Source organism: Allobosea lupini, from assembly GCF_900109525.1.
Classification (GTDB): domain Bacteria; phylum Pseudomonadota; class Alphaproteobacteria; order Rhizobiales; family Beijerinckiaceae; genus Allobosea; species Allobosea lupini.
On record NZ_FOAN01000002.1, the window covers coordinates 475,836 to 488,661 of the forward strand.

General features: G+C 68.2%; 13 protein-coding genes. 6 read left to right on the plus strand and 7 right to left on the minus strand.

Translation table 11 applies throughout. The features are described from left to right. The gene (locus BMZ21_RS07785; RefSeq protein WP_091831551.1) at positions 1–633 is read left to right on the plus strand and encodes a LysE family translocator; all 633 of its coding nucleotides are present in this window, start codon (positions 1–3) and stop codon (positions 631–633) included. Between the two features lie 50 nt (positions 634–683). Then, entirely contained in the window at positions 684–1,286 is a 603-nt protein-coding gene (gene leuD, locus BMZ21_RS07790; RefSeq protein ID WP_091831553.1) for a 3-isopropylmalate dehydratase small subunit, read from the plus strand. A 150-nt stretch (positions 1,287–1,436) separates the two neighbouring features. On the opposite strand, the gene BMZ21_RS07795 is transcribed toward leuD, so the two are convergent. The 3 genes from BMZ21_RS07795 to BMZ21_RS07805 all read right to left on the minus strand — a co-directional run bounded on the left by BMZ21_RS07795 (position 1,437) and on the right by BMZ21_RS07805 (position 5,072). Continuing rightward, positions 1,437–2,681, minus strand: a complete 1,245-nt coding sequence (locus BMZ21_RS07795) for a DUF1501 domain-containing protein (protein WP_244543740.1) — start codon at positions 2,679–2,681, stop codon at positions 1,437–1,439. A gap of 2 nt (positions 2,682–2,683) precedes the next feature. Next, positions 2,684–4,108 (minus strand): DUF1800 domain-containing protein, encoded by a 1,425-nt coding sequence (locus tag BMZ21_RS07800; RefSeq protein WP_244543741.1) that lies wholly within the window; start codon positions 4,106–4,108, stop codon positions 2,684–2,686. A 175-nt stretch (positions 4,109–4,283) separates the two neighbouring features. Continuing rightward, on the minus strand, positions 4,284–5,072 hold the full coding sequence (locus BMZ21_RS07805; RefSeq protein ID WP_091831555.1) for a DUF4394 domain-containing protein: 789 nt from the start codon (positions 5,070–5,072) through the stop codon (positions 4,284–4,286). Positions 5,073–5,274: 202 nt separating this feature from the next. Here BMZ21_RS07805 and BMZ21_RS07810 point away from each other — a divergent pair, with 202 nt between their 5' ends. The 3 genes from BMZ21_RS07810 to BMZ21_RS07820 all read left to right on the plus strand — a co-directional run bounded on the left by BMZ21_RS07810 (position 5,275) and on the right by BMZ21_RS07820 (position 7,411). Further along, positions 5,275–5,838 (plus strand): sigma-70 family RNA polymerase sigma factor, encoded by a 564-nt coding sequence (locus BMZ21_RS07810; protein ID WP_091831558.1) that lies wholly within the window; start codon positions 5,275–5,277, stop codon positions 5,836–5,838. Continuing rightward, the gene (locus BMZ21_RS07815) at positions 5,835–6,581 is read left to right on the plus strand and encodes an anti-sigma factor (RefSeq protein ID WP_091831560.1); all 747 of its coding nucleotides are present in this window, start codon (positions 5,835–5,837) and stop codon (positions 6,579–6,581) included. The genes BMZ21_RS07810 and BMZ21_RS07815 overlap by 4 nt, the downstream gene beginning before the upstream one ends. A gap of 80 nt (positions 6,582–6,661) precedes the next feature. Next, on the plus strand, positions 6,662–7,411 hold the full coding sequence (locus tag BMZ21_RS07820; RefSeq protein ID WP_091831562.1) for an SDR family oxidoreductase: 750 nt from the start codon (positions 6,662–6,664) through the stop codon (positions 7,409–7,411). A gap of 12 nt (positions 7,412–7,423) precedes the next feature. On the opposite strand, the gene BMZ21_RS07825 is transcribed toward BMZ21_RS07820, so the two are convergent. Continuing rightward, positions 7,424–8,608 carry a MalY/PatB family protein gene (locus BMZ21_RS07825; protein ID WP_091832393.1) on the minus strand — a complete coding sequence of 395 codons (1,185 nt, stop codon included), beginning with the start codon at positions 8,606–8,608 and terminating at the stop codon, positions 7,424–7,426. A gap of 150 nt (positions 8,609–8,758) precedes the next feature. Between BMZ21_RS07825 and BMZ21_RS07830 the strand changes: the two genes are divergently transcribed. After that, entirely contained in the window at positions 8,759–9,229 is a 471-nt protein-coding gene (locus BMZ21_RS07830; RefSeq protein ID WP_091831564.1) for a hypothetical protein, read from the plus strand. Here the strand turns inward: BMZ21_RS07830 and BMZ21_RS07835 are convergent. The 3 genes from BMZ21_RS07835 to BMZ21_RS07845 form a co-directional block, all read right to left on the minus strand. Then, the gene (locus tag BMZ21_RS07835; RefSeq protein WP_091831566.1) at positions 9,213–10,304 is read right to left on the minus strand and encodes an ATP-dependent DNA helicase; all 1,092 of its coding nucleotides are present in this window, start codon (positions 10,302–10,304) and stop codon (positions 9,213–9,215) included. The genes BMZ21_RS07830 and BMZ21_RS07835 overlap by 17 nt on opposite strands. A gap of 67 nt (positions 10,305–10,371) precedes the next feature. Next, positions 10,372–12,048, minus strand: coding sequence for a methyl-accepting chemotaxis protein (locus tag BMZ21_RS07840; RefSeq protein WP_091831568.1), 1,677 nt, complete (start codon positions 12,046–12,048; stop codon positions 10,372–10,374). 142 nt (positions 12,049–12,190) lie between these two features. Beyond that, positions 12,191–12,775 carry a GNAT family N-acetyltransferase gene (locus tag BMZ21_RS07845; protein ID WP_091831570.1) on the minus strand — a complete coding sequence of 195 codons (585 nt, stop codon included), beginning with the start codon at positions 12,773–12,775 and terminating at the stop codon, positions 12,191–12,193. Positions 12,776–12,826: the final 51 nt, after the last annotated feature.

Genomic DNA, 12,826 nt, shown 5'->3' on the forward strand with positions numbered 1-12,826 from the left:
ATGCTCGACGAACTGATCCGCCACCTGCCTGACCTCGCTCTGGTCTTCTCGGCCTTCTTCATCGCCGTCGCCAGCCCTGGACCGAGCAATCTCCAGGTGATGGCGACCTCGATGGAGCATGGCCGGAAAGCCGGGATGACGCTGGCGCTCGGCGTCACCACGGGATCGCTGACCTGGGGCATCCTCGCCGCGGTCGGCGTCACCGCACTGATCGTCGCCCATCCCGGCGCGCTCTACGCCATCAAGATCGTCGGAGGGCTCTATCTCCTGTTCCTGGCCTGGCGCTCCGCCCGCTCGGCCATGCAGGCGGAGATGCCGCCGCCGAAAGCCAGCGGCTCGGGCCGCCGCCTCTATCTGCGCGGCTACCTGATGCACCTCACCAACCCGAAAGCGATCCTGAGCTGGACGGCGATCATCGCGCTCGGCCTCAGGCCCGAGACGCCGCCAGTGGTGCTCTACGCCATCATCCTGGGATGCCTGACGATCTCGCTCGCGATCAACCAGACCTATGCCTACCTGTTCTCGACCGCCTCGATGGTGGCGGGCTACCGCAGGATCCGCCGCCGGGCGGAAGCCTGCCTCGCCGCCTTCTTCACCTTCGCCAGCTTCAAGCTCCTGACGGCGCAGCTCTGACTGAGCCGTCGCGCCAACCTGACCAGACAAGACCTGCCGGAGTATCCGCGATGCAGCCCTTCACCACCCTGACCTCGACCCCCGCCCCGCTGAAGGTGATCAATGTCGACACCGACATGATCATCCCCAAGCAGTATCTGAAGACGATCAAGCGTACTGGCCTCGGCACCGCGCTGTTCTCAGAGATGCGCTACAAGGACGACGGGTCGGAGAACCCTGATTTCGTTCTGAACCAGCCGGCCTATCGCAAGTCGGAGATCCTGGTCGCCGGCGACAATTTCGGCTGCGGCTCGTCGCGCGAGCACGCGCCCTGGGCCCTGCTCGATTTCGGCATCCGCTGCGTGATCTCCACCAGCTTCGCCGACATCTTCTACAATAACTGCTTCAAGAACGGCATCCTGCCGATCGTGGTCAGCCAGGAAGATCTCGACAAGCTGTTCGACGACGCCGACCGCGGCGCCAACGCGACGCTGACCGTCGATCTGGTCAACCAGAGCATCAAGGGGCCGGATGGCGGCGAGGTCCGCTTCGAGATCGACCCGTTCCGCAAGCACTGCCTGCTCAACGGCCTCGACGACATCGGCCTCACCATGGAGAAGTCGAGCAAGATCGACGCCTATGAGGAGAAGCTGAAGGGCCGCGCCTGGGCGTAACCTTCCCTTCTCCCCTCGGGGGAGAAGGTGGCTCGGCGAAGCCGAGACGGATGAGGGAAGGGCCGCATAAGCGGCCCTTTTTGTAGTGTCTCACCCCGTCATAACGCCCTCATCCCCTGCCGGACCTTCTCGCCCGAGGGGAGAAGGACGCTAGATCACCAGCCCCTGCATCGGCGCGAACCCGCCGGTGCCGGGGAACACTTTCTCGGCCAGCACCGGGCCGGAGAGCCCGAACAGATCGGCGACCACGCCCTTGGCGACGGCGCGGATGTCGGTGGTCGGCCTGAGGTCGCGCTGCTCGTGCAGTTGCTCCGGCTTCAGCCCGGGCCAGTCGACGATCATCCGCCGACCCTTGACCGCGCCGCCGACCAGGAAGGCGACCGTGCCGGTGCCGTGATCGGTGCCGACCGTGCCATTGACGCGGGCGGTGCGGCCGAACTCGGTGACGACCATCACCACCGTGTCCTTCCAAACGGTTTTGAGCCCGCTCTCGAAGGTCGCGAGCGCGCCGTCGAGCCCGCCGAGCAGCGTGGCGAGCCTTCCCTTGGCACCGCCTTCATTGGCATGGGTGTCCCAGCCTTCGAACGCCAATGCCGCGATGCGCGGACCGTCCTCGGCGCCGACCAGTCGCGCGGCGCCCTCGGCGATGCGCTTCATGCCCTCGGCGCTGTCGGGTCCGCCGCCGCCGCGCGGCTGCTCGGCGCCCTGCTTCGACGCGATCAGCTCGGTTTCGATCGCCCGCTTCAGCACCAACGCCAGAGCGGGATCGCGCTCGCCGTAGAGATCGCTGAGGCGCTGGACGAGGTCGGCGCCGGCCCGCGCCATGCGCGGCGGCGCCCAGCCGAGCACCGGCGCCGAGCCGCGCACCACCAGAGGCGGGACCACGCCGACACCGAGCGCGCCGTGGCGCGAGACCGCCTCGCCCGGCGGCAGGCTGGCGATCAGCCGGTTGAGCCAGCCGCTATCGGTCTTGCCCGGGCCGCCCTGTCCGCTTTCGAGCACATCCTGCCCGTCGAAATGCGAACGCTCGCGATAGCCGGTGGCGCTGGCATGGACGATCGCCGCCTGTCCCTCGGCGTAGAGCCGGGCCAGGTTCGGCATCGCCGGGTGCAGATAGAAGAAGCCATCGAGCGGCAGCGCCGCCTCCGGCCCGTCCTTGGCCAGCGCGATGCCCTCCCGCAGATCGGCGTAACCGGGGTCACCGAGCGGGGGCACGGCCGAGAGTCCGTCGAGCGCGCCGCGCAGCACCACCAGCAGGAAGCGGGAATCGCGCGAGCCAGCCGCCGCATGGGCGAATTTCGGCATGTAGGACCAGGCAAAGAGCGCGCTGGCCGCCCCGAGCACAGCCCGGCGCGAGGGTGTCATCCGTTCGCAGTCATCATCATCGGCGGCCATGCTCACCTCCGCTGGAATTCGGGCGACATCAGCAACAAGGCGAGCGCCTGCGGCTTGCTCTCGGCACGCGCCACCGCCTGCCGGGTCTGCGGCGACGCGAGCGGGCCCAGCACCTCCTCGACCAGCGCGCGCGGATCGGCGACCGAACCTGCCGCCTGCCGGCCGAGCTGGGCTGCGACATCGATGCGGGTCTTGATGCCCTCGGGCGTTGCCCAGGCGGCGTTCGTGTCGGGATAGCCGTCCGGGCCGGAGGGCTGCCAGAGCGGCTGTCCCATCACGCCGAGCGGCCCGGCGACCTGGCCATAATCCGGCTTGCGGCCGAGCGCCCGGAACGCGGCGACCAGGAATTCCTGCGGCGTGCGCAGCTTGGTCGCGGGCGCTACGCCCGCGAGTTCCGAGGTCACCAGCGCCCGGGAGAGCGCAGCGAGGTCGCCGCCCGTGTCGCGGAAGACACGCGCGAGCTCGGCGACCAGCGCCTGCGGCGGGTCGTCGGCGACGAAATGGCGGGCGAGCTTGCGGGCGATGAAGCTCGCCGTGCTCGGATGGCGGGCGAGATCGGCGAGCGCCGCCATGCCCTTCTCCTTGCCCTCCTGCCGGTAGACCTTGCCGAGTAGCCTCTGGCCGCCAGGATCGTGCAGGCCGGGATTGAAGGCGAAGGAGCCGGGGAAGCCCAACCGCGCATCGCGCCCGACCACCGTCCAGCCGGTGATGATCCGCGCCAGCGAGGTGACGTCGGCCTGCGTATAGCCGCCGGAGACGCCGAGCGTGTGCAACTCCATGATCTCGCGGGCGAGGTTCTCGTTGAGGCCGCGGCCGCGGCGCTTCCCGGCGCGCGAATCCGGACCGATCGAAAGCTGGTTGTCGAGGAAGTTGAGCATCGCCGGATGGCTCTCGACGGCGATCAGCAGGTCCTCGAAACGGCCGAAGATATTGGGGCGGATCGCCTCGCGCTCGAACGCGCCGGCCATGGCACGAACGAAATTGCCCTTGGCGACCGAGACGCAGAAATGGTTCGACCAGAACTGCACCAGCCGCTCGGCGAAGCCGGCCTCGGCCTCCAGCGCGCCCTGGACGCGGCTGACGACCTCCTCGCGATAGACCGCCTGCGGAAAAGGCGGGGCCGGCTGCGCCGGTGCCGCGATCGAGCCCTGCGGCTGGCCAGGCATGGGCGATGCAGCCGCGACCTGAACGCCCTGCCCCATCGCCGGCTGCCCGCCGCCCTGCTGGACGGCGACGCGCTTTGCCTCGCGGGCGGCGCGCTCCTCGTCCTCGAAAGCGTAGAGCGCCCGGCCGATCGGCGCCGCACCGGAGAAGCCGACGCGCGGCTGCGGCGCCCCGTCGCTGCTAATCTCTGCAAGCAGGCGCTCGCGAACGTCTGCAACCGTTCCGCCCTGCCCCGGCTTCGGGCCGAGGCCGAAGCGTTGCAAAACCTGCGTCCTCAAGCGTGGGTCTGACCAATCCGCCATGCCCTCGCCTCCGCCATCTGCGTCGCCATCCGCAAACTCCACTGCAACTATGGCGAAAGCCCGGCAGTCTCCACAACGAAAAAGGCCGCCGTCCCGGGGAACGGCGGCCCTTTGGAAATCAGGTGATGCGTTCAGCTCACATCGCCGGCAGCGCGGCGACGTCGCGCACCGCTGCGCTGATCCCCGCGATCTTGCCGACCATGGCAGCCTTGCCGGTGGCGAGGTCGACCTTGTAGAGGCCGCCATCGGCGACGAGCCAACCGGTGTTGCTGCCGTCTGCGGCCGTCTCGATGTCGAAAGCGATCGCCTTCGGGGTCACGCCGAGCTTGCCGATCGCGCCGAGAACGCCGTCATTCGGCGGCGCCTGCTTCAGGAGCCCGCCAATCTTGCCGTCGATGTCGTAGAGCGCCGTCTCCTTGGTGCCCTTGACCGAATTGCTGTAGGCGCCGGCGACGACCATCGGCGTCTCGCCCTTGTGCATGTCGGTCTCGGCGAATTTCAGCTTGCCGTCGACCGTGGTCTTGCCATCGTCGACGTTGACGCGAAGGTTGGTGCCATCGGCGCCGATGACACGCAGGCGATCGGCGGCCGGGTTGAAGTCGACCGTCGCCAAGGTGCTGGCGGACAGGACCGTGTCCATCTTCGACTTCATCGTGGCCTTGCCGGCCTTGTCGACCGTGTAGATCGTGCCGTCGGCGGCGAGCGCATAGAGCAGGCCGTCGGCGGGACGGACATCGATGCCGGCGATCTTGCCGTTGATGCCGCTGACCTTCATCGACTTGCCAGCCTTCTGGGTGGCGGTATCGACCATGGTCAGCGTGTCGTCGCCGGTCAGAACGGCGAGCGTGCCGGCCTGGGCTGCAGTCGCCGCGAAAGCCGCGCTGAGAATGGTGGAAGCGAGAAGCAGGTTGCGAGCCTTGGTCATGTGACGTCCTCCGGTTCGTGTCGCGATCTCTGAAGGGCTGGCCGACGCCTCCTGCGGCGCGGCACCCATGGCGGATAGCGGCGGACTCCCGGACCGGATGCGAAAGAAAAAATAAAGGCTTCCGGCAGCATCCAAGGCGGCAGGTATCGCGTATCAATGGGCTCGCCGCATCCGAGAGGACGGCGGGAAAGCGGGGAGATGGATGGCGACCGACGCTACGCAGCCGCGACAGACCGGCGAGATCGAAGCCGCGCTGCTCGCCTGCGCCGCCGGCGATAAAACTGCACTCCGCCGCATCTACGAGGCCGAGTCGCCGCGTATGCTCGGTGTAGCGCAGCGTTTGCTGAAGCGCCGGGCGCTGGCGGAGGAAGCGGTGCAGGACGCATTCGTACTGATCTTCAGGCATGCCGGCCGCTTCGATCCCGAGCGCGGCGCCGGCCTGACCTGGATCTACGCGATCCTGCGCAACCGCTCCCTCTCGATCCTGCGCGACGAGAAGCGTACGGAGACCAGCGATACCCCGATCGCCGAGGAGACGGCGAGCGAAGAGGACGATCCCGAGACCGTGATGGCGAAACTGTCCGACGCCAGCGCGCTGCGGGCCTGCCTGGAGACGCTCTCGCCGCAGCGCCGCGGCCTCGTGCTGCTCGCCTTCGTCCAGGGCCTCACCCATGGCGAGATCGCCGGGCGGCTCAAGCTGCCGCTCGGCACGGTGAAATCCTGGATCCGCCGTTCGCTGCTCTCGCTGAAGGAGTGCCTCGGATGAGCCCCGCCGCCGATGCTACCTCCCCCGAAGCCATCGCGCTCGCGGGTGAATATGTCCTCGGCCTGCTCGAAGGCCGTGAGCGCGAAGCCGCCGAGCACCGTCTCGAGCAGGACATTTCCTTCGCCACGGCGGTCGAACGCTGGCGCCGCCATTTCGCCGCGCTCGACGCCACGGCCACACCGATCACACCATCGGCCGACCTCTGGTCCCGCATCGAGGCCGGGATCGCCGGGCTGATCCAGCCGACCGCCTCGGCGGGGATCGCGCGCCCGGCCTTGGCAACCTCCAGCCGCTTCGCAAACTGGTGGAACAGCCTGTTCGTCTGGCGCGGCGCAGCCTTCGCCGGTGCATTGGCTAGCGTGCTGCTGGCTGTCGGCCTCTTCGGCGCGCTCGATCGCGCCAAGCGCCAGCCGCTGATGGTCGCAGTGCTGCTGACCGAGGGCAACGCCGCCGCCGCCGTGGTCAACACCTTCGCCGATGGGCGCGTCGAGATGCTGCCCTTGCAGAGCATCGACGTGCCGGCCGGCAAGGCGCTCGAGATCTGGACGCTGTGGGACCGCGCCGTCGGGCCGCGCTCAGTCGGCCTGATCGACCGCGCGCGCTCGACGCCCCTGCGACTCGACAACCTGCCGCTCGGCAACGGCCAGCTCTTCGAGATCACGCTGGAGCCGGCGTCGGGCTCGCCGACCGGGCGCCCGACCGGCCCGATCATCGCCAAGGGTACGACCTCGCAGCGGCTGTGATGGACCGGGCGGGTGCTGACGCGACAGGACGCCGCCGTGCGGCAAGCTCGGCGGACCTGCAAGGCTGACGGCGAGAGGCGATGACTGATCTGAAAGGACGAACCGCTCTGATCACCGGGGCGGCCAAGGGCCTCGGCCTCGCGATCGCCAAAGGGCTCGCCGCGCGTGGCGGCCATGTCGTGATCCATGGCCGCAGCCAGGCAGCGCTCGACAGCGCGGCGGCTGAATTGGCGGCGGAAGGCTTGGCGGTCTCGACCTTCGCTGCCGATCTCGCCGACGAGGATGCGACCGCGCAGGCGCTCGATGCGCTGCTCGCCCGTCATCCCCGCATCGACATCCTCGTCAACAATGCCGGCTTGCGCGATCGCCGGCCACTCGATGCGCTCGACCGCGCCGCCTTCCGGGCGCTGCTGGAGGTCAATCTCGTCGCGCCGTTCGACCTGGTGCGGCGGCTTGCGCGGCACATTCCTGATGGCGGGCGGATCGTCAACATCACCTCGATCGCCGGCTCGATCGCGCGCGCCGGCGACCCCGGCTACATCGCGACCAAGGGCGGGCTGGAGGCGCTCACCCGCGCGCTTGCGGCCGAGTTCGGCCCGCGCGGCATCACGGTTAATGCCGTCGCGCCCGGCTTCTTCGCGACAGAGGCCAATGCCGGCCTCGTCGCCGATCCCGGCATCGCCGGCATGCTGGCGCAGCGGACCTCGATCGGGCGCTGGGGCGTCCCCGACGAGCTGGTTGGCGCCGTCGCCTTCCTGTGCTCGCCGGAAGCGGCCTATGTCACCGGCGTGACGCTACCGGTCGACGGAGGCTATCTCGCGCATTTCTGAACGAAGCTATCTTCACTGCAGGTCGGCGAAGGCCTGCTTCAGGCGCTCGGCCGCCTCGACCACGACGGCGCGCTGGGTCGCGAGGTTGAAGCGCAGGAAGCTGTCGCCACCGGCGCCGAAGCTGGAGCCGTGGTTGACCGCGATCTTCGCCTGCTTTTCGACGCGGGCGATGAAGTCCTTCGGCTCCATGCCGGTGCCGGAGAAGTCGACCCAGGCGAGATAGGTCGCCTCCAGCGGCATCGAGCGCAGGCCGGGGATGGCGTTGATCGCCGCGTCGAAGACCCGGCGATTGCCGTCGAGATAGGTGGCGAGCGCATCGACCCAAGCGGCACCCTCCTTGCTGTAGGCGGCGGTCGACATCTCCATGCCGAAGGAGTTCGGAGAGATGCCGAGCGCGTTCATGCGGGCGCGGAACGGGGCACGCAGCTTTTCATCGGGGATGATGACGTTGCCGACATGAGCGCCGGCGATGTTGAAGGTCTTCGTCGTCGCCGTCATCATCACCAGGCGATCGACGATCTCCGGTGCCGCAAGAGGCATGACCATATGCTTGTAGCCGGGCATGACCAGGTCGTGATGGATCTCGTCCGAAACCAGAACGAGGTCGTGGCGGACGCAGAAATCGGCGATCTGGCGGAGCTCGTCACGGCTCCAGACCCGCCCGCCCGGATTATGCGGCGAGCACAGGACCAGCATCGTCTCCTTGCCGGTCATCTGCGCATCCCAGGCTGGGATGTCGAGGACATAGCGGGCGTCCTGCTGCGCCAGCCGGCATTCGACGACGTGGCGGCCGGCCGCCTTAATGACGCGGGCGAAAGCGTGGTAGACCGGCGTCATCAGGACGACGCCGTCGCCCGGCCTGGTATAGGCGTCGACGCAGAGCGCCGTTCCGTTCACCAGCCCATGCGTGGTGAAGATCGCCTCCGGTTCGACGCTCCAGCCATGGCGCTCCCGCATCCACCAGCGGATCGCGTCGCTGTTCGTCTTCTCGTGGCCGAAATAGCCGTAGATGCCATGGGCGGCCATTGCCTCGACCGCGGCCTGGACGCAGGCCGGCGGGCGAAAGTCCATGTCGGCGACCCACATGGCGATGCCTTCGGAAGCCGCCACGCCGTAGATGGCTTCCATCTTGTCCCATTTGGCGCAGTTGCTGCCGCGGCGGTCGATGCGCAAATCAAAGGTCGAAGCTGCGATCATCATGGGTTCCGATGCATTGCCGGGCCAGCACAGGACCATCGCATACCAAGAAAAATCTTCTCCGCCAGCAGCGTTTCACGCAATTCCCATCTACCGTGGCGGTCTGGCGCCGGCTCGCCGCAGAACCTGGAGGGCTGCTATAGGCGGCTCATGAACCTGCCCGCGCCCCTGATCGAGACCCTCGATTCCGTCGCAAGAATCATGGAAGCGGCACGCGATCCCTGGTGGATCATCGCCAGCGCGGCCGCCGCCCTGCATGGGGCCAGGCCGATCACCGTTGCCGACGTCGATGTCCTGCTCAGCGTCGAGGATATCGGCCGTATCCTGCCGCTGATCGGGATCGAACCCTATCCGGCGCCGCCGAGCCCGCTGTTCAGATCCAAGGTCCTGGCCAAATGGGCAACGCAGCCCGTGCCGGTCGATCTCATGGCCGGCTTCGAGCATCGCGTCGGCGATGCCTGGCATCCGGTGCAGCCAGTGACGCGTCGGGCCGTCACTCTCGGCTCGGCGACCGTCTACATCCCCGAGCGGGATGAGCTCAGGCGCATCATCGCAGGGTTCGGGCGCCCGAAGGACCTGGAGCGCGCCCGCCTGCTCGCAGAGCTTACATCACCACCGTGATCGTCTCGGCCGCGCGGGTCAGACCGGTGTAGAGCCAGCGGGCCCGGTGCTCGCGGAAGGCGAAGGCCTCGTCGAACATGACGATGTTGTCCCATTGCGAGCCCTGCGCCTTGTGGACGGTCAGCGCATAGCCGAAGGTGAACTCGTCGGTGTGGCGGCGCAGTTCCCAGGGCACCTCGTCCTCGGTGCCGTCGAAGAAATTCGGCATGACCGAGACCTTGACCGGCTTGCCGCCGGTGTCGTCCTCCGGCGTCACTCGCATGGTGACGAGCCCCTTCTTCGAGGTCTTGAGCTCCTGCACGATCCAGGCGCCGCCATTGAGCAAGCCCTTGCTCTTGTCATTGCGCAGGCAGACCAGCTTCTCGCCGACTGCCGGGACATTGGCGGTATGGCCCATGAGCTGGCGCATGCGGGCATTGTAGAGCCGGCGCGTCTTGTTGAGGCCGACCAGCACCTGATCGGCCGAGAGCACCAGCTCCGGCGTGATCTCGGCGCGCCTTATGATCCGACTTGCGCCATAGTCGCCGACCTCGAGCCGGCCGCCCTCACGCACGATCATCGACATGCGCACGATCGGGTTGTCGGCCGCCTGGCGATGAACCTCGGTGAGCATCACGTCGGGCTGACCTTCCGTGAAGAAGCCGCCGCCCTTGACCGGCGGAAGCTGGGCGGGGTCGCCGAGCACCAGCACCGGCGTGCCGAAGGAGAGCAGGTCACGCCCGAGCTCCTCGTCGACCATCGAGCATTCGTCGATGATGATCAGCTTGGCCTTGGCCGCCGTGCTCTCGCGATTGAGCACGAAGGTCGGGCTCTCCTCGTCGACCCCGCGCGAGCGGTAGATCAGCGAGTGGATGGTCTGCGCGCCCTCGCAGCCCTTGTTGCGCAGCACGAGCGCCGCCTTGCCGGTGAAGGCGGCGAAGACGACGGTGCCGTCGACGCCCTCGGCGATATGCCGGGCGAGCGTGGTCTTGCCGGTGCCGGCATAGCCGAACAGGCGGAAGAGCTGTGGCGAGCCGACCTTCAGCCAATCGGCCACGGCGGCGAGCGCCGCGTCCTGCTGCGGCGACCAGCTCATGGGAGGTTGCAGATGCTTTTGGGCATGGCGCACAAGGCCGCGAGTCGGGCGGCCAAGGCAAGCCGGTTCAGGCGGCGCGCAGGCGCCGGGCGAATTCGTCGGCCTCGGCCTGCAGCGCCGAGATGCGTTCGTCGAGCTGGCGGGCGCCGCTCGCGCCCTGCTCGGCATGCGCCGTGGTCTGGACACCGGCGCCGGCGATCGTCGTCACCGCGGCCGCCGCCTGTCCGGTGACCACCGAGATGCGCGCGATGGTCTCACCAAGCCCCTGCAGCAGGCCGGTATGCGAGGCGACCATGGTCGAGATCTCGGTGCTCGCCTGCTCGACGGCGCCGGCGCGGCTCGCGATACCGGTGATCGCCTGCGCAGCCTGCGACAGCGCCGTGTCGACGGTCGCGATCCGCATCGAGATCTGCGCCGTCGCGTCGGCGGTCTGGGTCGCCAGGGCCTTGACCTCGCTGGCGACGATGGCGAAGCCGCGGCCATGCGTGCCGGCGCGGGCCGCCTCGATCGTGGCGTTGAGTGCGAGCAGGTTGGTCTGGCGCGCGATCGCCTCGATCAGCTGGACGACATCGCGGATCTTGCCGGCGTTCTCGGTCAAGCGGCCGACCAGGCCGACCGTGCCGGAGGCGTCGCGGGTCGCGAGGCTCGCTGTCTCGGAGACGCGCCTGACCTCGCGATTGATTTGCTCGACGACCGCTTCCAGCCGTACCGCCGCATCGGCGATGCGGATCGCCTCGTCACCGGCTCCGGCGACGGCCTGCGCCGCGGCATTGCCGCTGTGCGAGATCTGGCCGGCACGGAGGGCGGAGGCGTCCAGCGCAGCGCGCAGGCCCTCGCTCAGCCGGCCGATATCGGCGAGCAGACGGCCGATGCGCGCCTCGAACTCCTGGGCGATTCTGTGCAGTTCCTCCGTCCGATGCTGCCGATGCTGCTGTGCGAGATCGGCCTCGGCATCGCGGGTGACGAGAGTGGCGCGGACCTCGCTCAGCGTGCGCACGGTGCGGGCAAGCTGACCGATCTCGTCGCGCCGCTTGCCGTAGGGCACCTCGATTGCACGATCCGAGGAGGTGACCTTCGCAATGGTCTCCATCAGCACGCGCAGGGGCCGCGTCAGATAGGTCCGCAGCAGCAGGATCGCGAGCAGACCACCCGCCAGCGGAAGACCGGCTGCGATCAGGATCACGCGCAGCCTGACTTCCTGCGCCAGAGCGCGGGCGCGGCTGGCGGCGAGGCCGGCCTGGCGATCGAGATCGTCGCGGAGCCGCGCCGTAGCCGCGATGATCTGGCGGACGTTCTCGCGCGCCTCGGCGGCTGAGGCCTCGATCAGCGCCGCCTTGGGCGAGACACGCCGGCCGATATCGACGATGTCGCGCTGGAAGGCGATGAAGGTCCTGATGCGCGGGTCGAGCACGGCATTGACCTGGCGCTGGCCGGTAGGCAGCGACGACAGCAGATTGGCGCGTGCGGCATCGACCAGCTCGACCGCTTCATCGAGTTGGTCGAGCGCGGTTGCGACCGCCCCTGGCTCCGTCGCATCGTCGAAACGGCTGAGGAGCGAAGCTTGCGCGACCCGGCTCGACAGCAACGCCGCCTTGTTGGCGAGCTGCTGTCCGGAGAAGGCCTCGCTGTCGATCTCGTGGACGGAATCGAGCCCGCTGACCGCGCTCGCCAAACCGAGGGCAGCCGCGATCCCGAAGATCGCGAACAGGACAGTGATCTTGGCTGTAAGCCCGAACGGCCGCATCGTCTTCACCGCTTCGTCAGCGAGCAGAGCTTTCGCAAATGCGAGACAAACAGATCCTTAACGGAGCCAGCTAAGTATCTAAAAAATATAAAATATTTGGCTTGACACCGACCCTTTCGACACCCTTGCGAAGGCGCTTCCGCTACAGGACGCAGCGCATCAGCGGCCGACCCGGCTTTTGCCTGGCGACCTCGACGAACCCGGCGCGCTGGAACACGCTCTCCGGACCGACATAGAGCCCGTCGGCGCTGCGCCTGGCCTCGTTGTCCATCGGCGCGGCCTCGACCAAACATGCGCCGCTCGCCCGCGCGAAATCGAGCCCGCCAGCCAGCAGCACCGCCGTGACGCCCTTGCCGCGAAAGCCCTTGCGGACGAAGAAGCAGGAGGCCGCCCAGTTGCGCTCATCCTGTGCCGGCGCATCCGGCAGCGGCGTCGAGGCCCGGCGCGGATTATTCCATTCGGGCACATGCGCCCGCGGCCCGATCTGCAGCCAGCCGATGGCGACATTGCCGGCGAAGGCTAGCACGCCCGGCGGCGGCCCCTTCTCGACCCGCTTCTCGAAGAGCTGGCGCGCTCCCTCGCCAAGCAACGGCTTGCGCAATTTCGGCGGCATGCGGAAATGATTGCACCAGCAGCCATAGCAGGGCCCTTGCGGGCCGAAGAGATCCTCGAGCGCCGGCCAAAGCTCCGGCGTCAGCGGGACGACCTGAAACTCGCGATTCGCCACGCGTTTTCTCCCCTCTCTCGACAGACCTCCGCAAACAGGAGAGGAATGACG